At 72.8% G+C, this 19,383-nt stretch carries 15 protein-coding genes; 6 read left to right on the top strand and 9 right to left on the bottom strand.

Going from position 1 to position 19,383, the window contains the following annotated elements; genetic code table 11:
- Positions 1 to 316: 316 nt before the first annotated feature.
- Positions 317 to 874, top strand: coding sequence for a YybH family protein (locus tag LCN96_RS42140; RefSeq protein ID WP_225268005.1), 558 nt, complete (start codon positions 317 to 319; stop codon positions 872 to 874).
- Between the two features lie 228 nt (positions 875 to 1,102).
- Here the strand turns inward: LCN96_RS42140 and LCN96_RS42135 are convergent, their stop codons facing one another.
- Positions 1,103 to 1,348, bottom strand: coding sequence for a hypothetical protein (locus LCN96_RS42135; RefSeq protein WP_225268004.1), 246 nt, complete (start codon positions 1,346 to 1,348; stop codon positions 1,103 to 1,105).
- A 273-nt stretch (positions 1,349 to 1,621) separates the two neighbouring features.
- On the opposite strand from LCN96_RS42135, the gene LCN96_RS42130 reads away from it, so the two are divergent.
- Together LCN96_RS42130 and LCN96_RS56950 are read left to right on the top strand one after the other, a co-directional pair.
- Positions 1,622 to 2,449 (top strand): hypothetical protein, encoded by an 828-nt coding sequence (locus LCN96_RS42130; RefSeq protein WP_225276288.1) that lies wholly within the window; start codon positions 1,622 to 1,624, stop codon positions 2,447 to 2,449.
- Positions 2,450 to 3,025: 576 nt separating this feature from the next.
- On the top strand, positions 3,026 to 7,369 hold the full coding sequence (locus LCN96_RS56950) for an SCO7613 C-terminal domain-containing membrane protein (RefSeq protein ID WP_263657391.1): 4,344 nt from the start codon (positions 3,026 to 3,028) through the stop codon (positions 7,367 to 7,369).
- Positions 7,370 to 7,393: 24 nt separating this feature from the next.
- On the opposite strand, the gene LCN96_RS42120 is transcribed toward LCN96_RS56950, so the two are convergent.
- Positions 7,394 to 8,053, bottom strand: coding sequence for a FadR/GntR family transcriptional regulator (locus tag LCN96_RS42120; protein WP_225268003.1), 660 nt, complete (start codon positions 8,051 to 8,053; stop codon positions 7,394 to 7,396).
- A gap of 34 nt (positions 8,054 to 8,087) precedes the next feature.
- The gene (locus LCN96_RS42115; RefSeq protein WP_225268002.1) at positions 8,088 to 9,134 is read right to left on the bottom strand and encodes an ADP-ribosylglycohydrolase family protein; all 1,047 of its coding nucleotides are present in this window, start codon (positions 9,132 to 9,134) and stop codon (positions 8,088 to 8,090) included.
- Between the two features lie 74 nt (positions 9,135 to 9,208).
- On the opposite strand from LCN96_RS42115, the gene LCN96_RS42110 reads away from it, so the two are divergent.
- Positions 9,209 to 11,131: a Xaa-Pro dipeptidyl-peptidase gene (locus LCN96_RS42110; protein ID WP_225268001.1), complete on the top strand. Its 1,923-nt coding sequence runs from the start codon at positions 9,209 to 9,211 to the stop codon at positions 11,129 to 11,131.
- A gap of 73 nt (positions 11,132 to 11,204) precedes the next feature.
- Here LCN96_RS42110 and LCN96_RS42105 read toward each other — a convergent pair whose 3' ends face one another.
- The 6 genes from LCN96_RS42105 to LCN96_RS42080 form a co-directional block, all read right to left on the bottom strand.
- Positions 11,205 to 13,055 carry a hypothetical protein gene (locus LCN96_RS42105; protein WP_225268000.1) on the bottom strand — a complete coding sequence of 617 codons (1,851 nt, stop codon included), beginning with the start codon at positions 13,053 to 13,055 and terminating at the stop codon, positions 11,205 to 11,207.
- Between the two features lie 46 nt (positions 13,056 to 13,101).
- Positions 13,102 to 14,265 carry an FAD-dependent oxidoreductase gene (locus tag LCN96_RS42100; protein WP_225267999.1) on the bottom strand — a complete coding sequence of 388 codons (1,164 nt, stop codon included), beginning with the start codon at positions 14,263 to 14,265 and terminating at the stop codon, positions 13,102 to 13,104.
- Positions 14,262 to 15,005 (bottom strand): maleate cis-trans isomerase family protein, encoded by a 744-nt coding sequence (locus tag LCN96_RS42095; protein ID WP_225267998.1) that lies wholly within the window; start codon positions 15,003 to 15,005, stop codon positions 14,262 to 14,264. The genes LCN96_RS42100 and LCN96_RS42095 overlap by 4 nt, the downstream gene beginning before the upstream one ends.
- Before the next feature lie 59 nt (positions 15,006 to 15,064).
- Positions 15,065 to 15,274 carry a hypothetical protein gene (locus LCN96_RS42090; protein ID WP_225267997.1) on the bottom strand — a complete coding sequence of 70 codons (210 nt, stop codon included), beginning with the start codon at positions 15,272 to 15,274 and terminating at the stop codon, positions 15,065 to 15,067.
- A 12-nt stretch (positions 15,275 to 15,286) separates the two neighbouring features.
- Positions 15,287 to 15,916: a hypothetical protein gene (locus LCN96_RS42085; RefSeq protein ID WP_225267996.1), complete on the bottom strand. Its 630-nt coding sequence runs from the start codon at positions 15,914 to 15,916 to the stop codon at positions 15,287 to 15,289.
- A 185-nt stretch (positions 15,917 to 16,101) separates the two neighbouring features.
- Positions 16,102 to 16,827 carry a hypothetical protein gene (locus LCN96_RS42080; RefSeq protein ID WP_225267995.1) on the bottom strand — a complete coding sequence of 242 codons (726 nt, stop codon included), beginning with the start codon at positions 16,825 to 16,827 and terminating at the stop codon, positions 16,102 to 16,104.
- 224 nt (positions 16,828 to 17,051) lie between these two features.
- On the opposite strand from LCN96_RS42080, the gene LCN96_RS42075 reads away from it, so the two are divergent.
- A complete protein-coding gene (locus tag LCN96_RS42075) occupies positions 17,052 to 18,308 on the top strand; it encodes a helix-turn-helix domain-containing protein (RefSeq protein ID WP_225267994.1) in 1,257 nt (418 codons plus the stop codon).
- 173 nt (positions 18,309 to 18,481) lie between these two features.
- On the top strand, positions 18,482 to 19,315 hold the full coding sequence (locus LCN96_RS42070; RefSeq protein WP_225267993.1) for an SAM-dependent methyltransferase: 834 nt from the start codon (positions 18,482 to 18,484) through the stop codon (positions 19,313 to 19,315).
- Positions 19,316 to 19,383: the final 68 nt, after the last annotated feature.

Genomic DNA, 19,383 nt, shown 5'->3' with positions numbered 1-19,383 from the left:
CGGTGGGTGGGTAGACGTGTGCGCCGTGGTGGGCCGCTGGGAGGACGCAGCGCCGTCCGGAGTCGAGGCTGTCACAGCGCTCGGCGTCCTCACGCTGCGGAAGGGGGGAAGGGTTCGCCTTGATGTGCGGCACTGAATGGACGCTATAGGCGGTATCGGGCGCGCTGGTATCGGGGCGGCAACGATCGCGGCTCTGACCGGTCTCGCCCATGAGCGTGAAGAGTTACCGTGAGTAATACCCGAACCAGGTAAAGGGGCCGTGCGAAGTGCCTAAACCGCGCATTCGCCGCCGATCCGCCGGGGCATCAAAGCGGCCATGAGCAAGATTTCTCAGCGCAGGGCACTCCTGCTGGCCGCGATCGTGCCCGCCCTCCTGGTCGGGGGCTGCTCCGCGGGGAACAACACCCAGGCGATGAAGGGCGCGGCCAGCCCGGGCACGCCCACCGACATGGACTCCATGTCGCCGGAAGAGTCCCCCGAGGCCACGGACACGGCCGAAGCCTCCCCGACGGACACCGCCGGCGGTGGCGGCCAGGCACAGTCGGCCGTCCAGGGCTTCTTCAACGCGGTCAAGTCGGGCAACGTCGACCAGGTCGTCAACTCCTTCTCCGACGACGCGGTGGCGGCCGTCAACGGCCAGGCCACTGCCGAGGGCAGCCAGGCCATCCGCACGCTGTTCGAGAAGCAGCTCCAGGGCAACGGCATGAAGCAGGCCACGCACACCATCGACGAGTCGCGTACGGCGGGGGACGCGGATGCGATCGTCCGGTCTACGAGTAAGCAGGGGAACGACAACTATCGGGAGCTGTTCGTGCTCACCAAGGACGGCGATGAGTGGAAGATCTCGCAGTTCATGAACAACAAGGCTTCCTGAATCGTCGCGCTTGGGCCTTGGTCCGGGGCCGGGCCTGAGCGCGCCTGAGTTCTGAGCGGCCCCGAAACGGGGAGCGGGGTCGGCGGCGGATCGGAGGATCGACCGCCGCCTTGGCCCAGATGGCGCCTTTCGGGCATCGAGGCGGGAAACCTCGCCCGTAACTAGCCGTATATTGCACGGTTAGACGGCGACAAATCCAGAAATAAGCACCGCCTTCGGATATGTCGCCTAATTCGGGGCCGGGTCGCCGGGGATCCGGGGGTTGATGCGGCGCTGATCCACCAGGGCGAGGTAGACGGCGAAGGCCCCCCGTGCCCACATCTCCGCCTGTTGCGCGGTCATCCTGATCTCCTCGCCCTCATGCGAGACGACCATGTACCCGCCCAGCGGCATTCGCCGCCACGCGACCAATACGTTCTCGTAGACGAGCACGTCGAGCATGGCGGTCAGATATTCGCGACCGGCGGCGGACAACGGCGCAAGCCTCCTCGCTCCTCGCCGAATTCTCGCCCTTGCCCTCCATTGTGCGCGCCGCTTCGGGAAATGTCGCACACCTTTGTCGAAAAGCGATCCTCACACCGCCCCTCAGCCCGAGCTGGGCCCTCACGCCGGCTCCTCCGGTGCGGGAACCTCGGCCTCGCACTCGATCGTCGGTCCGGTGCCGGAACCTCGGGCTCATACCCGATCGTCGGTCCGGTGCCGGAACCTCGGGCCGGCCTCCGGTGTATCCACTCCGGAGGTGGTCCCATGAAGAAGGTGCTGGCCGTGCTCGTCGCGGCGATGGCGCTGGTGGCGGGGGGAGGCCCGGCCGGGGCGGCCGGCGGGTGGGCGGTGACGTACCTGGATCCCGTGCCGTCCCGGTTCGAGGCGGGGGAGTCGTACGCGCTGGGGTTCTGGGTGCTGCAGCACGGCACGCATCCCTTCGAGGGGAAGATGTGGCCCGTCGGGCTCCGGCTCACCGGGGAGGACGGCCGGAGCCTGCAGTTCTCGGGGACGGCGTTGCCGGAGGCGGCGCATTATCTGGCGTCCGTGGTGGTGCCCAAGGGCGTGTGGAAGGTGGAGGGCGTTCAGGGGCCGTTCCAGCCGTACGAGATCGGGACGCTCACCGTGCCCGGAGGCTTGCGGCTCGAACCCCTGGCGCCCGAGCTGGAGGAGGCGATCGCGCAGGGTGGTCACGAATACTGGGGCCAGGTGCGGCCGCCCGGGTTCGCTGCCGGTGACGTTCCGGTGGCGGGCGCCTCTCCGGGCTCGTCCGCGTCCGCTGCGTCCGCGTCCGCTGCGTCCGCGCCCGCGTCGCTCGCGCCTGGCTCGCTCGCGCCTGCCTTGCCGGCCTCGCCCGGTCCGTCCGTGCCGGCGTCGTCCGGCGTGTCCGCTGCAGGGTCGTCCTCGGTCGCGGTCTCTCCGGCGGCTCGGGAGGGTGGCGGGGGTGGGGTGCCCGCGTACACGCTGCTTCTGGCTGCTGGTGGTGGTGCGGTGCTGGTCTGGGTTGTGCTGGGGCTGCCGGCGGTGAGGCGGCGGCGGATGGAGGAGGAGCCGGATCAGGCTTCGGCGGACACCATCGTGATTTCTGGGTAGAGGCGGGGGCGGACTGCCGGGGTGTGCTTCCGACGCCCTCTTTCCCGAGCGGCGCGCGTCGGAGTTCACCCCGGCTCCCTCCGGGGGCGGTGGGATGCGGATTGCGTGTTTTCCAGACAAATCCGTGGATTGTGCGGCAGGGTCGTGGGCATCGTCGATCTTTCATGAGGTTCACGTATGGATTGGCCGCACTGTCCTGGTTGTGGTGCCGTCCTGTCCGCCCCGGTGGAGGTCTGTCCCGGGTGTCGGCTGCTGTTGCGCGGTGCCGCTGCCGATGACTATCGGGAGGTCTCGGACGCGCTCGGCGCGCTTGAGCGGCGTCGTGCTGAGTTGTTGCGGCGGAGGGAGGAGGCGCTTGCGGGCATGCGGGCGGCCACGGCCGCGCAGCCCGTGATGGTCGTCGCCGTTTCGGCTGTGGACGCGCCGGTCCCGGGTGCTGTGCCGGCGCCCGTTGCGTCGGCTGAGGCTGCGTCCGGTGCGGTTGTTCCGGCTGGGGCTGCTTGCGCTGAGGCTGTGCCGACCGGTGGGGTGCCCGCTGCTGGTGAGCCCTCGGACGGGGTGCCGTCCGGAGGGGTCATGGGGCTGGAGGGTGGGCGGGGGCCGCGGCGGGATCTGTCGCATCGGGCCGTGCAGAACCTGCTGCTTCTGCTCGGTGGCACCCTGCTGTCCATCGCCGCCGTGGTGTTCACGCTGGTGAGCTGGCAGGTGCCGACGCTGCGGGCGCTCCTTCTGATCGTGTTCACGCTGGCGGTGCTGGCCGCGCCGTGGCTGCTGGTGCGTCGGCGGCTGGTGGCGACTGCGGAGACCGTGGCGCTGCTCGGGCTCGTGCTGATCCCCCTGGACGGGGTTGCCGTCATGCAGGTTCTCGGTGACGGTGGCGCAGGCGGCGGCCCGGGGGTGGATCCGCTGTGGGGTTACGCGGTGGGCGCCGCCGCGTTGAGCGTGGTGTGGGCCCTGTATGCCTGGCAGGCCCCGCTGCGGTTGCCCACCCCGGTCGCGATCGTTCTGGCCCAGATTCCGTTGCCGCTGGCCGCATCGGCCGTGGAGCCGGCGACGGCGGGCGGGCTGTCCCGGGTGGGGTGGGTCAGCGGGGCGCTGGTGGTCACTGCTGCGTTCGATCTGGTTCTGTGGCGGGTGGCGCGAAGGGTTCGGGCCGCCGCCGAGTATGTGACCACTGCCGTGGCCGGGTCGGTGGCGTGGGTTGGTGGGGTGGGGCTGGCGGCGTTCGTGACGGTGATGGTGACTGGCGGGTTGCCGCCCATCGCCGTCCCCGTCACCGACCCCCAGCCTGTCCTGGTGGCCGTGAGCCTGATGCCGGCGATGACTGCCGTGCTGGGGAGTGCGGCGGGGGTGGCGATTCTGTGGGCGGCTGCGATTCGGGGTAGGGCCGGGCGCTTGTGGGTCGCCGCCTGTGCGGCCCTCGCCGCCGTCGGGGCTTGCTCTGCCGTGCCCGCCTGGGTGGTGCCCTTCTCCTGGCAGGCCGGTGTGCTCGCCGGTGCTGCGGTGCTGGTGCTGGTCGCCGCGCTGCGGGTGCCCGTGCGGCTGCGGGACGGTGTGCGTGTCGGGGCCGGGCTTGTGCTGGTGGTGGCCGCCTGCTGGAAGGTGTACGCGGTGATCGCGGTCGCTGTCGGACCGCTTGGCTGGGTCACGGACGCGTGGGGGGAGCGGGGCGGCCGGGCGGCTGATCTGATCGGCCCCGGGATTCGGTGGGACGACAGTGGGGCGGTGCCCGTGGTGATGGGGGCCGTGGCGGTGGGGATGGCGCTCGTGCCGCCACGGGGTGAGCTGTGGACGTCCGCGTTGCGGCGGGTGTTCTGCCTGGTCACGGGTTGTCTGGCCGTGGTCACGGTGCCGGTGGCGGCGGGGCTGCCGTATGAGGTGGCTCTGGGGGTGGTGGTGGCTTCGGCCGGGGCGCTTCTGTGGGTGGCGGTGGGTGGGCGGGTTGTCGGGCACGCGGTGCCGTTGTGGCTCGGGGCGTATCTGGCCGGGCTGGTGATGTGCTGGGCGCTGGCCGATCGTGACGCGAGTGTTGCGGTGGCGGCTGGGCTGCTGGCTGTGCTGGGCGGATGTGCCGTGGGTGGTGCGTCGAGGGCTGTGCAGGCGGTGGGTGGTGCCGGGGCCACGCTGGTGGCGGGGGTGCTGGTGTGGGCGTGGTTCGGGAGCGGGGCGATGGCGTGGCCGTCCTCTGGAAGTGGGGCGATGGCGTGGGTGTCGTCCGGGGGCGGGATGGCGGCGCTGGGGATGCTCGGCGTGCGGGCCGGCACGCTCCTCGTGACCAGGCCGTCGCGCAAGCTGGCCGCCGCGGTCGTGCGTGCCAGGGGGACGAGTGCCACCCTCGCGCTCGGGTTGCTGGATCGGCTGACCGGGCTGGTGCGGCCGGGTGGCACTACGGCGGTCGAGGCGGCGGCCATGGTGGTGGGACTGCTGGCCCTGCTGCAGTACGTGGTGAGCTCGGGTGCGGGGCTGGTGCCGCAGGAGGTGCCGGGTGCGGGGCTGGGGCCGCAGGAGGTGCCGGGCGTGGTGCTGGGGCCGATCGAGGTCGTGGCGGGTTCCGGTGGGGGGCAGGAAGGGCTGGCGCTGCTGCTGGCGGTCGGGGCGGTGCTGGCGGCGGCCTCGGCGTGGCGGCGGCCCCGGGGTGCGTGGCGGACGGTGGCGGCGGTCGAGGCGTGTGTGCTGGCCGGGCTGGCGCCGTTGCCGCTGAGCGGGGCCGTCGTGCCGGCGCTGGTCGGCCCGTACGGATGGCTGACGCATGCCTGGGCCGGTGCGGCGGAGGGGGCGCGGGAGGCGCTCAGCCCGGCGGGGCCTTGGCAGGTGCGGCCGATGTCGATGCCCGTGCTGGTGCTGGCCGGGGTGGCCGCCGCGCTCGCGGTCCGGGCGCGCTGGGGGAAGCAGGCCGCCATGGGGGTGGCCGGGATCGTGTTCCCGATGGCGGCGGCGACGTTGCCGGTGGTGGCCGATCTGCCGTACTGGGCGGCGCTGGCCTTCCTCGTCGCGCTCACCGCCGGGCTGGCGCTCTGGTCGGCGGTGAGCCGGTCGGCGGCCGGTGGCGCGAGTCTGTGGACGGCGACGCTGGCCGTGTCCTGGTCGCTGGCCGATCGTACGGCGACGCTCGCGGTGCTGGCGGCGATCGTGGTGACCGGGCTGCTGTGCGCGGTGCGGGGCAAGGGCTCGCCGGTGACGAGCGTGGCCGCCACGGTGACCGGGCTGGCCGTCGGGGCGGAGACCGTGGCCGCCGCGCTCGGCGGCGGGCTCGGCGAGTCGGACGCGGCCCTGGTTCTGCTGCTGGTGATCGTGCTGATGTCGCGGGCCGCCGTGTTGCCGGTGCTGCCCCGGACTGTGGCCGGGGCGCTCGGGGTGGCGGCGGTGGTGTTGTGGCCGGTGGCCATCGGGCTGGCGGAGGATGTGGCGCGGCTGTCGCTGGTGCTGGCCGTGGGTGCGCTGGCGCTGGCCGCGTCCGCCTGGCGGTTGCAGGGTGGGGTCAGGCCGGCCGCGTACGCGCTGGCCGGGGTGGCCTCCGGGGTGGCGGTACTGCCGCATGTGGTGGTGTGGGTGGAGGTGCTGGGGTTCCCGTTCGAGGGGATCGGGCGTCCCTGGGCGGAACGGTTCGCGGGGTGGGCGCCGCATCCGGAGGTGTGGGACTCCGGGCAGGGGTTGACCGCGAGCTTCGGGTTCGAGCGGGGGGAGGCGGTGACCGCGCTCGGGGTCGGGGTGTTCGTGGTGGCCACTGTGGTGATCATGGCGCGGAGGCTGGGCGGGGCCGTGGTCGCGCGGTCCGTGGCGACCGTGGTGGTGCCGTTGTGCCTGGGGGTCGTGCCGGCTGTGGCTGGGCTGAGTCATGCGTGGGTGCTGGTGTTCCACGGGGTGGTGCTGGTGGCGCTGACCGTGCAGGCGGCCTTGGGGGTGCGGGCCGGGGCGGCCGGGGTGATGGCGCTGGCGGGCGGGGCTCATCTGGTGGCATGGGCGATGGATGTGCAGGTGTACACGCTGGTGGTGCTGGGTGGGGTGGCGGTGCTGGGGGTGGTGGTCTCGGGGGTCGCGCGCAGTGAGGTCGCGCAGGCGTGGTCGGCGGCTTGTGGCACCCTCGCGGCCGGTGGGCTGGCCGTGGCCTGGGCGTTGGCGGTGGGGGTGCGGGTGGAGGCGGCGGGGTTCGCGGTGCTCGGGGTTGCCGCGCTGGCTGTGCTTGCCGCGTCGGGGCTTGCGTCACGTCAGCGGGGCGGGGATGGGCAAGCGGTGGTTCGAGTGTCGGTGGGTGAGGGGCGGGCCGGGTGGGCGGGGATGGGGGCTGAGGTGGCTGGGTGGGGGCTGGCCGTGGTCGGGGTGATGATGGCGGGCAACGATCGTGGGCTGCTGGATGCGGCGCTGGGCTGTGCCGGTGGGCTGGCGCTCGTCGTGGCGCTGCGGCCCGATCGGCGCCCCGCCGTCTGGCCCGGGCTGGGGCTGCTGCAGGTGGCGCTGTGGCTGCGGCTCGCGTTGCTGGGTGTCGCCGCTCCCGAGGCGTACACCGTCCCCCTGTCGGTGGCCGGGCTGATCGCGGCGTGGCTGGCTGGGCGGCGCGATCCCGCGATCTCCTCCTGGACCGGGTACGGGGTGGCGCTGGCGCTGACGTTCCTGCCCAGCGCGTACGCCGCCTGGCACGACCCGGGCCTGGTGAGACCGCTGCTCCTGGGGGTGGCCGCGCTGGCCGCCACGCTGACGGGCGCCTGGGCGCGGCTTCAGGCACCGCTGATCCTCGGTGGGGCGGTGCTGGTGGTGACGGCGGCGCACGAGTTCGCGCCCGCGCTGGCCGAGCTGGTGGGGCAGGGGCCGCGCTGGCTGCCGATCGCGGTGGCGGGGGCGTCGTTGCTGTTCACCGGCGCCACGTACGAGCACCGGCTGCGTGACCTGCGCAGGATCCGGCGGCTGATCGTCAGGATGCGATGACCGCCGGCGCCCGCCCCGGGCGGGTCAGAGCTCGCGTTCCTGCTGGTCGAGGATGGCGACCGAGACGGCGACGGCCTGGGCAGGGTCGCGTTCCTCGATCGCGCGCAGCAGCTCCTCGTGCGAGCTGTCCGGGACCAGCGCCGCCTCCTCCTGGTCCCTGACGCTGTCGCGCAGCGCGTCGCTCATGCTCCGGTACAGATCGCCCAGCAGCGCGTTGTGCGCGGCGTCGGCCACCAGCAGGTGGAAGTCCACGTCCGCGTCGGCGAAGCCGTCGAGGTCGCCGGCCCGGCCCGCCGCGTCGCGCCTGGCCAGGCTCTCGCGCATGGCGGCCAGGTCCTCCTCGGTGCGGCGGCCCGCGGCCAGCCTGGCGGCGACGAGGTCGAGGCCGCGGCGTACGTCGATGATGTCCATCGCGGCGGCCGTGTCGAGCCGCCGCCGCAGCGCGACCTTGGACTCGTCGGTCGCGGTCACGTACGTGCCGTCGCCCTGCCGGGTGTGCAGCAGCCCCGCGTGCGCCAGGACCCGCACCGCCTCCCGCACCGAGAGCCTGCTCATGCCCAGGCTCTCGGCGAGCCGGCTCTCTGACGGGATCTTGGTGCCGACCGGCCACACCCCCGCGGCGATCTCCCGGCGGAGCTCGGCGATGGCGGCGTCCACGAGCGACGTCCTGGCGACGTTACGCATGCACCCACTCCTCAACGGCTGAAGGACATCCACCTTAGATGAGGCCGGCGGCCAGCCGCTCGATCGTGTCCCTGCCCTCCAGCGGGGCCAGCCAGGCGGCGGGCAGCGGGGCGGTGCCGTGCAGGGCGCCCAGGAGGTTGCCGCACACCGAGCCGGTCGAGTCGCTGTCGCCCGAATGGTTGACCGACAGCAGCAGCGCCTTGTCCACGGCGGGCTCCACCAGGGCGCAGTAGACGCCGATGGCCAGCGCCTCCTCCGCCACCCAGGCGCCGCCCAGCGACTCGACGGCCTCGGGTGAGTACCCGCCGCTGCCCGCCAGGTGCACGGCGGCGCGCAGGGCGCCGGTGGTCTCCTCGTGGCCCGGGTATTCGGCCAGCAGCTCCATCGCCTGGTGGACGGCGGGCTCCAGTGCCCGGCCGGCCATGAGGTGCGTGATGATGGCGGCGAACGCGCCGGCGGCGAGGTAGCCGGTCGGGTGGCCGTGGGTGATCTGCGCGCAGGCCGCCGCCAGCTCGAACGCCTCCCGTGGCAGGCGGTTGACCAGGCCGAACGGGGCTGAGCGCATCACCGTGCCGCAGCCCTTGGAATCGGGGTTCACCGGGCCGGGCAGGCCCCACGGGGACGGGCCGGGGAACGGGCGCTGCAGGCCCGACAGGCAGGCGTTGCCCGGGGCGCGCCGCGAGTACAGCCAGGACTCCTCGCGCAGCCCGCCCGTCTGGTGGGGGAGGCCGGGCGGTGGGGGAGAGGTGTGCTGCTGGGTGTCGAGCCAGCGCAGGTAGGCCCGGCGGACGGCGGCGACGAGGTGCTCCCGCGCGCCGCCACCCTTCTCGCCCCCCGCTCCGCTAGCGTGAGCTGCGGTGACGCGGGCGTCCAGCAGGCCCTCGACGGTGAAGAGGGTCATCTGGGTGTCGTCGGTGACCAGGCCGGTCCTGCCGCGCCAGGTCGTGACATATCCCGTGACGCCACCCGTACCGTGATGCTTGCGGATCTCCCGCAGCGACTGGAACTCGATCGGCGCGCCCAGCGCGTCACCGATCGCGCCGCCCAGGAGGCAGCCCCGTATCCGATCCAACACTTCCATGCCCTGGATATTGCCACCTCTCCGGCCGTCTGAAAGATTGCGCTTGTTTCGGCCAACCGTCCCGGAGGTCACGCGTGTCACAATTACGCCCAGCCCTCTTCGCAGTCGCCCTCACCCTTGCGATCGCGACCCCTGCCCAGGCCGCCGCCGCTCCTGAGATCACCGTCCAGAACGGCCGCACGCAGCCCGCCTTCTCGTACGCGGACGCGATCCGCGAGCACGTGTACGTCGAGTCCACCGTCGACAGTGACCTCGACGGGGCGCTCGACAAGGTCAGGGTGGACATCATCCGGCCCAAGGAGTCCGGCCCCTCGCTCAGAGTGCCGGTGATCATTGACGAGAGCCCGTACTACGACAACTCGGGCCGTGGCAACGAGTCGGAGCGCAAGGTCTATGACGCTGCCGGCAATGTCACGAAATTTCCGCTCTTCTATGACAACTACTTCGTCCCGCGCGGCTACGCCGTCCTGAACGTCGACATGCTCGGCACCACCAGGTCCGACGGCTGCCCCGACGTCGGCGGCAAGGCGGACGTGCTGGGCGGCAAGGCCGTCATCGACTGGCTGAACGGCCGCGCCAAGGCCTTCAGAGCGGACGGCACCCCGGCCGTGGCCGACTGGACGACCGGGAAGTCGGCGATGATCGGCAAGTCCTACGACGGCACCCTGGCCAACGCCGTCGCCGCGACCGGCGTCGAGGGCCTGAAGACCATCGTGCCCATCTCGGCGATCAGCTCCTGGTACAAGTACCAGCGCTCGAACGGCGTGATCTACAACTACGACTACGCCTCCTGGCTGGCCAATTACGTCGACACCGACCCCGAGGCCAAGTGCCAGGCCGTGCGCGCCAGGATGGACGCCGAGGACGGCGACGCCACGGGCGACTACAACGCGTTCTGGGCCGAGCGCGACTACATCGAGGGCCTGCTCGCGGACGTCTCCAAGGTCCGGGCGAGCGTCTTCGTCGTGCACACGGTCAACGACCTCAACGTCAAGCCCGACAACTTCTCCGTGTGGTGGAAGGCGCTGGCCGACCGGCACGTGCCGCGCAAGATCTGGGTGGGCCAGACCCAGCACGTGGACCCGTTCGACTTCGAGGGCCGCCGGGGGCTGTGGGTGGACACGCTGCACCGGTGGTTCGACCACTGGCTGCTCGGCGTACGCAACGGGATCATGAACGAGCCGCGCGCGGACGTCGAGATCGGCCCGGTGCGGTGGATCACGCAGCGCGACTGGCCGGCCCCGTTCGCGATCAAGGCGTCGCTGCGCCCGGCGGCCGACGGCTCGCTCGGCCTCAGGCCCGCCGCCAGGAACAGCACCGCCTCCTTCACCGACGTCGCCATGAGCGAGAACGACATGGTGGCCGACGTCGGCACCCCGAACCCGGGACGGGTGGCGTTCACCACCGGGGCGCTCCCACTCGACCTGCGCCTGTCCGGCACGCCCACCGCCGACCTGCGGGTCAAGCTCGACCAGCCCACCGCCAACCTGACGGCGCTGCTGGTGGACTTCGGCGACGAGACCCGCGTGGACTGGCGTCGCGGGCAGGGCATCACCACGCTCGCCGAGGAGGACTGCCACGGGGAGAGCACGGCGGCCGACGACGCCTGCTACCGCAAGGTCGTCACGAACGTCGCGAACCGGCCGCTGGAGATCGTCGCGCGCGGCTGGATCGACGTGCAGAACCGGCAGTCGCTGAGCCGGCCCGCGCCGTTGCCCGTGGGCACGTACGGGACGGTGCGGTGGCTGACGCTGCCGCAGGACTACACGTTCAAGAAGGGCCACCGGATCGGCCTGGTGGTCGCGGGGACCGACGCCACCTACACCGATGAGGCGGGGACGGGGGCCAACGTCACCCTCGACCTGGTGCGCAGCAGTGTGAGCGTGCCGTTCGTGCTGGGGACGCCGCTGGCCGAGGTGCCCAAGGACGCGGCCACGTTCCGCGGGCCTGAGCGGGTGGAGCTGCCGCAGCCCGAGCCCGAGTTCCAGTTCTTCTAGGATCGGCCGGCCTGACGACCCCCGCCGTGCGTGCGGCGGGGGTCGTCCGACGTGAGAGGTCCTTCCGAGAAGGTCAGTCGCAGCGGCGCAGCAGCTCGCCGGCGTCCACCGTCAGCACGCGGTCGTCGGAGGAGTGCCCGGCCGTCCACGCCACGTTCATGGTCAGCGTCCCGCCGCCGGTCGTGACGCCGCCGGTGGTGCGGCCGTCGCCGGTGGTGCTGCCGCTCCACCGGACGGTGATCTTCCCTCGGCGCACGCCCGGCTCCACGCCGCACGCGTCCTGGGGCGACCGGACGCGGAACCGGTTCCCGGTGACGGCGATGCCGCCGGTCCCGGAGGCCGAGGTGATCGCGCACCGGCCCGTGCACGCCAGGGAGAACGTCCCGCTCCGCTCCCGCCCCAGCCACATCGACGACGGCGACAGGCGGGCCACGGGCGGCTCGGGGCGCGGCAGCGCGGCCTTCCTGGGCAGGGCCTGCAGCCCCGACCCGGCCGCGCTGTGGGTGGTGACCTCGGCGACCCAGCGCGAGGGCTCCTCCAGCAGCACGCTCGTCTGCGCGGCCGCCTTGGTGAGCGTGGCCGGGTGCGCCTGGGCGTTCAGCACGGCCCAGATGAGGCCGGCCGCCAGCAGGCCCACGCCCAGGATGAGGGCGAGCCTGGCCACGGCCCTGATCGGGGTGCCCGGCTCGGGGTCGTCGTCATCGTCGGCCGGGAGCCGCCAGTATTCCTGCCACTGGGCGCCGGCCCCGTTCGGCTGCTGCTCCAGGGCGGACAGGGTGATGCCGCCGTAGCGGATGACGGCGCCGTTGTGGTGGGTGCCGTTGCTCTCGCCCTTGGTGGCGGCGGTGAAGACCAGCTTGTCGCCGTACGCGCCGCCGCGGAAGGGCCGCGTACGGCTCGGCGGCGTGAACGGATGCCTGCCACGTGCGGCCGGCGCACCAGGATGCACCAGACCGCCACCCGGACGCTCCAGGTCGGCGCCGGGACGCACGGGACCGTTACCGGGGCGCTCCGGGCCGGCGCCGGGACGTTGTGGCTCCCCGCCCGGGTGCTCCTGGTCGGCGGCAGCCGCGCCCGCCGCCGACCAGGGCTTTCCCGGAGTCGCCGTCGTGGGGCCGGCGACCGGGGCGGGCGGCGTGGCATCGGCGGCCGGTGGAGCCGGCGACGAGGAGCCGGTCTCGACCAGTGTGCGTGACTGCACAGGAAAGCCGTCCGCCCGCCAGAGTGGCCCCTCGCCGGGCAACGGCTGCGCCGACGCCAGCCGGTTGGGAAGTGTGCCGGGCGGTGCCGCGATCGGCAGGCGGCGCAGCAGTGCCGCCGCCGTCATGGTCCTGGGCGCGGCCCGGCAGGTCGCGCAGGACTGGATGTGCCGGCCGATCCTGGCCCTGGCCCGCCGGCCGGGGGCCGCGACCCACTCGGCCATGCGCGCCGTCAGGTCGGGGCAGCCGTCGCGGGTGCGGGCGGCGATGATCGCGGCGAACCATTCCTCCAGGGCCGCCGCGGCCCGGGAGACGACGGCCCGCACCTCGGGCTCGGGCAGCTCGAAGATCGCGGAGATCTCCCGGTCCGCCAGCCCGTGGCGTACGGACAGGTCGAGCAGCTCCCGCTGCGGGCGCTCCAGCGACAGCAGCGCCTCGGGCAGCAGCTCCGACATGCGGCCGGGCCGTGACCACGAGCCGATGCTCGCGGGCTTGGCCACGACCGCCCGATGCGCTCTGGCCACCGCGTACAGCCAGGGCCGCCGCAGGGCAGGATCGACCACGCGGTCCGCGTACAGGTGCACCGTCATCGCGGCGCCGGCGACCGCCTGCTCGGCGTCGCCCGCGGCGAGCTCGGTGCGGCAGTAGTCGTAGAGGCGGGCTCCGTGCTTGTCGCACAGGTCACGGATGGCCTGGCGCGCGTCGTCGGACAGGGTTCGCCACATCCGGTGTCACCTCCTCCTCATCGGTACGCGGACGCGGGTTCGTCGTTCAGGTCCCTCCGGGCGTGTCGAGCAGCGACGCCTGCGCCAGGTAGGCACGCGTGGCGTCGGGATCGCCGGCGATGGCCCGCAGCCCCGCCATGGCCGCCGCGAGCCGGGCGCTGTCGCGCTCGCGCACACCGGCCAGCCGGGTCTCGCCGCGCGGGATCACGCGGTGCAGCAGCACGGAGCGGCGCCGCCAGGCCCACGCCTCCAACGCGGCGGGCCGGGCGTGGCCGCCGAGCACGGCCGCGATGACCTGGCCCGCCTCGGCGGCGTCGTGGATGCCGGCGTTCATGTTGAGCCCGCCGACCGTGGAGGTCAGGTGCGCGGCGTCGCCGACGAACAGCACCCGCCCGCACCGGTAGGAGGTCAGCACCCCCCTCGACAGCCCGAACCGGTCGGCGCCGGTGATCCGGATCGGCTCGGCCGCCCCGGGCAGGGCCTTGCGGACCAGCAGGGACAGGTTCGACGGGGACAGCGGCTCGTGCGTGTCGCAGGGGATCTTGAAGATGATCCGCCAGTGGTCGGGCAGCGCGAGCAGGGTGCACGACTGCTGCACGTCCCGCACGTACGTCAGCGGCGCCAGGCTCGGCAGCAGCCGGTCGAGCGGCGAGTCGGTGAACACCCGCAGCGCCTGCGCCGGGCAGGCGGACCTGGGGAAGGGCAGCCCGAGCGAGCCGCGTACGGTGCTGTGCGCGCCGTCGGCGGCGATCATGTACCGGGCCCGCGTCCAGGTGTGGCCGACGCGGACCCGGATCCCTGTGCCGCCCTCCGCCACACCGTCCACGTGGGTGCCGAACCGCACGTCCACGTCCGGGTAGACGCTGAGCGCGGCGAGCAGCAGCGGGGTCAGAGAGGCCTGGTCGGCGTGGATCCTGAACGGGTGCTTGGTCAGGCCGTCGAGCCGGTTCATGCCCATCTCGGCCAGCACGATCCCCGACCGGTCGCGCCACTGCACCCGGTCCACCACCCGGCCCGCGCTCACCAGCCTGGCCGCCACGCCGAGGTCGGCCAGCAGGTCCAGCGTGGCGGGGTGGAAGGTGCAGGCGCGCGCCTGCCGGGGCAGCTCGCTCTCCCGCTCCAGCACGGTGACCGGGATCCCGGCCCTGGCCAGGCAGAGCGCGGCGGTCAGCCCGGCGGGCCCGGCTCCGACGACCACGACGCCGCTCATGGCCTGCTCCCCGCCCGCGCCGCGGCCGCCATGTGCCTGCGGTACGGCACGCGGCTGAGCGTCACGTGCCGGCCGACGGCCTTGGACAGGGCCCACCAGGCGACGCAGAGGTTCGAGGTGAGCAGGGTACGGTCGTTTCCGCTGGTCAGCGGCCTGAGGACGGGCAGCGTGGGCAGCCCGGTGCCGGTGAAGACCAGCACGGCGTCACCCGGCAGCTCCGCCAGCTCGACCTGGTCGATCAGCGAGGCGGGCGTGTGCCCGTAGGGCGCGTAGCCGTCCGGCGCGCGCACCTGGACGACCTGGGTGACGTTCAGCCCGGCCGTCTTCCAGAACCGCTCGGCCAGGTCCGTCACCCACGGCTGGTACGGCGAGACCAGCACGATGTCGCTGACCATCACGTGCTCCAGCGCCTCGCGCGTGGCCAGCGTGGCCGTGGCGAACGGGATCCCCGTCGCGGCCGTCAGCTCGGCGCACTGCTCGCGGTCCTCCTCGGGGCCGAGCAGGTAACGGGGCTCGCTGCAGGCCATGACCATCGCGTCCAGGCGCAGGCCGTCGAACGAGCCGATCATGGCGGGCACGGCGGCGTTGTAGCTCTCCAGCCGGTCGAGCAGAGACGGCCCCGGACAGGCAGGGAGCCGGGCGACGTGCATGTCGGCCCGCGAGCCGAGCAGCCGGGTCAGCTCGGGCTCCGCCGACGGGTTCGCGGGCGCCACGAGCACGCCGACCCTGCGGCGGCTCATCGGGGGCCCCGGACGGTGCGCATGGTCTGGTTCCTCCTGTGCGGGAAGGCGGAAGCGGGTCAGGAAGTGCCGTGCTGAAGGGCCTGGTCGATCTCGGTGATCGCCTCGACGGACACCTGCCGGATGCGGCGCAGCCGGTGCACGGTGCGCGCCGATCCCTGTTCCTTGCCTCGGGTCTCCCCGCCCCAGGAGGGGGGCGGCGCGCCGGGCCGTACGCCCCGCGCGTGAACCTCGTGTGGTTGCGGCCTGTGCAACTCGTCGGTGAGCATGATCGCTCCTATTTACAGCGGGTGGGTGACACGGGGTGGCTCTCCAAGGCGGGCCGGTCGTTCCCCGGCCGCGCCGCGTACCTGGTCGAGACTGGCGCGCGGCTCGGCGAGGAGCCGGCGGCGCGTCGCCGCCGGCCCCTCCTGTGCCGCGCGTCGGGATCGAGGTCCGGTCTGACGTTCCGACGCCCCGGCGACCCGCACCAGCGCCGTGGCGGCGAGCAGAACGGTGGCCGGCAGAACGGCCATGAGCACACAGACGTGCCCGGGTGCCGGCCCCCGCAGGGGTGACCGGCCGATCGGCACGGTGGCGCCCGTCACGGCGATCGCCTCACCGGGCATCGCTCTGGTACCGATGGTGCCGTCCGGGCCGGAGTCACCGCCGTAGACGACCCTGCCGAGCCCGACGCGGCGGACGACCGGTACGGCCGGCGCCGCCGCCATCGTGGCGGCTGCTGAGGAGCCGCGATACCGCCGCGGGTCGCGGGTACGCCGCCGCCACGTGTTCAGCGGCAGGGCGGCGGGCGTGCCCACGCGACCCGGCAGGCGGTAAGCAAGCCAGCCCCGCGCGCCACCCCTCGAGACGGCCAGCACGCCAGCCGCTACCGCGCTGGCCGACAGCACCGCGCCGACTAGGTCGGGCACGTGCCGCACGGTGCCGGGGGGGTGGGGAAGCGCCGGGGCCAGCGCCAGGAGGGCTGCCACGCGGGCCGCGTACGGTACGCGCCCGCCGCGAGCGGCAGGCGGCCGTGCGCCGCGGGGTGGCAGCGGTCGCCGGGACGCGGACGGGATGACCGCCGTCGCGTCCTGGCAGGTGGGGGCCGGGAGGTTCATCGAGCCGTCACCGCGCTTCCGGTGACGTCGCTCTCGGCCACGTTCGGCACGCTGACGCAGACCATGCGCTCCGTCAGCCCGGCTCTCGGTCCCGCCGCGCGCCTGTGGGCCGGTCCCGCACCGCCGGCCACCATGCGCGCGACCTTGGAGGCGAGCGCGAGATGCTCGCCGCACCGCCGGCCCACCTTGGCCTCCAGGCCGGCCACCTGGGCCAGCCGCAGCCTCATGGGCTCCAGCGACGAGCGCCGTTCGAGACCGTCGAGGTCGGCCAGCCTGGCCGGCCAGCGCAGCTCGTCGGCGCAGTGGGCCTCGACCTCGGCGGGCACCTCCGCGGCGGGGAACCCCTCGTGACACAGCCGGGTGGCGACCATGACGGCGGTGAACGCCGTCTTGTCGAAGTCCGCCAGCCGGCCCGTGAGGGCCGCGCCGAGCATCCTGACGCGGTGGCTCAGGCAGACCGCACTCCACCCGAGCAACAGCAGCCGGTCGGGGCCCGTCTCGGTGTGCCAGCCCGCCAGCCGCAGCTCGCGGGCCATCCGGTGGTAGAAGCGCCAGCGGTGACCGGGGCTGTCCAGCCAGACCTGTACGCCGCCGAGCGGCAGGCCGGCGACATGCACGCCCGCCCCCGCCACCGGCCCCGCCACACGGGCGCAGATCCGCTGGACCACCAGCTCCTGACCAGGGACGGCCGGGCCGTCCAGGAAGGTCGAATCCATGGTCACGTCCGGCCACCTCCTCGCAGGGGGATCTCTCCAGAACCCTGAGGCTGTTAAGCCCCAGTTACCACGTGCTCCGATACTCCGCTTCTCCAGGGGGCTATGTCAACTGACAGTTTGCGATTAAGTTGATACCACCCTGCGGGGCAGAGCTTGCCCGCATGGCAGGGGACAGTGGGGCCCGCGTCCCTTACGCTGGACCATGTTCACGGGCGGCTAGGAGGTGTGCCGTGGCGAACTTCGCCGAGCGGCTCGATCTCGCGCTGACCAAGCGCGGCTTCACCGGCGCGCAGGTCGCCTCCGCCCTGACGGAGGCCGGCATCCCCATCACCCGTGCCTACGTCAGCCAGCTGCGCACCGGCAAGCAGACCAACCCCACGCTCCAGGTGCTCAGGGCGCTGGCGACCTGCCTGCAGGTGAGCGTCGGCTGGCTGGTCGGCGACGACTACCTCGAGTCCGGCTCGGTGGAGGACCTGCAGCTGCGCGCGGCCACCATCGGCCTGTCAGCCTCCGGCCTGTCGGAGAGCTCGCTGGCCGTGCTGCGCGGCGTGGTCGAGCTGGCCCGCAAGGCCGAAGGGCTGCCCGAGGAGCCTGAGCCGACGTCCGACATCCCCGAAGCGGTCGCGCCGCTGAGCGGCCCGCAGCGCCGCGCGCTGGGCAAGCGGCTGCACGGCCTGCGCCTGGCCGCGCAGCTGTCCGTCGAGCAGGTCGAGACCGCGATCGGCAAGGGCGCCGCGGCCATCCCCGCCATCGAGGAGGGCCGCATCGCGCCGGCCCCCATCACCGTCGAGCGCCTGCTGACCGTCTACGGTGTCTCCGTGGCCCCCATCCGCGAGTACGTGCTCTCCCTGGCCAGGGGCGAGCGCGAGGCCGCCTGGTACGACGCGCAGTCGGTGCCCGTCTGGCTGGCCACCGGCTACGCCCTGGAGGGGCGGGCCACGGTGATCCGCACGTACCACAACCAGTTCGTGCCGCCGCTGCTGCAGACCGAGGAGTACGCCAGGGCCGCCATCACCGTGGCCGGGCCCGCGACCCTCGGCCAGCAGACGGTGGAGGAGGCGCTCGCGCTGGTCCTGGCCCGCCAGGAGGCGGTGCCGCGCGACAACGGCGTGGTGTTGTGGGCCGTGATCGACGAGAGTGTGCTGACGCGCTCGATCGTCGGCCAGCACGTCCAGCTCCGCCAGCTCGACGTGCTGGTCGAGCACGCCAAGCGGCCCAACGTCTCACTGCACGTGGTGCCGATGGAGGACCCGGCGTACGTGCCGCGCACCGGCCCCTTCACGCTCTGGCGCTTCACCGAGGCCTTCGAGCCCGACATCGCCTGCGCCCACGGCATCGACTCCGACGCGCTGATCACCGACTCGGCCGCCGTGGAGGCCTTTCACCAGGCGTTCACGAAGCTGTCGGTGACGACGACCACCCGCGACGAGACGGTCGAGATGCTCAATTACCATCGCGAAAGGCTTTCGCGATCTCTGGGTATTTGATCACAGCGCTGGTTTGTACCAACCATTGGTAACGTAGGTATATCCATAATCAATGGCTTTTGCGGTTGTCTTTCGCCGTGGGGCGAGGATCATATGGTCTGGGTCATCGAGTGGGGTCCGAAAGGATCAGCTTTTTCCCGAGGTAGTGGGCGAGGGGAAAGGGGTAACACTCAATGCGTCAGCGTGCCATCCGAAACCTGGCGAAGCTGGAGATGACCCACGCTCGGATCACTCGCATTCTCGACGCCGCCGCGGGTGGGAAGAACAACTTCGTGGCGGACCGCGATGTCATCCGCCGTTATGACCAGGCCGCACCCATCACGACGACGGCCGCCAGGGCCGTGCTTGAATATTTACGCCGTGTGGTCCGTCATCTGGCGAGCGAAGGCGTGGACCAGTTCGTGATCGTCGGGAGTGGTGTCCCGAGTGGCCTGCCACCCGGCAGGCAGTTGCACGACGTGGCCGCGGCCGCCCTGTGCGCCTCGGTGCCGCGCGTGGTCTACGTGGAGAGCGATCCCATGGTGCTGGCCTCGGCACGGGCGACCATCGAGCCTGTCACCGACCTCGTCCGCGTCGTAGAGGGCGACGTGCGCGAGATCGACGACATCCTCGACGACCGGGTGCTGCAGACCTTCCTCGACTGGGACCGGCCGATGGCCGTGTTGCTGCTGTCCACCCACAGCCTGAACGACGACGAGTACTTCCATTACGTGATCAAGCGGATCCGCCAGGTCGTCCCCGAGCGGAGCTACCTGTCGGTGATGCAGACCACGTTCGACGCCATTCCGGCGGAGCTGTTGCCGGCCATTCACGACCTGCTGGCGATGACCCTGCCGGGCCACGCGATCCGCACGAGGGAGGAGGTCGAGGCGTTGCTCGAAGGTCTGGTGCTGGTCGAGCCGGGGCTGGTGTGGGTTCCGGAATGGCGGCCCGACGACCGAGACACCGCCTGCGTGGACCAGCCCAGCGCATCCGGGAACTACGGCGCCGTGGCCCGGATCCCCTGACGCCTGCCGCGCCGTCACGCCGGCCGGGCCCCGCGCCCGGCCCGACGGGCCGGCAGGAGCGGCTCCTG

It is taken from the genome of Nonomuraea gerenzanensis (assembly GCF_020215645.1).
Classification (GTDB): Bacteria; Actinomycetota; Actinomycetes; order Streptosporangiales; family Streptosporangiaceae; genus Nonomuraea; species Nonomuraea gerenzanensis.
Note: the sequence above shows the minus strand (reverse complement) of the source record. Positions and strands in the feature narration are given on the sequence as shown.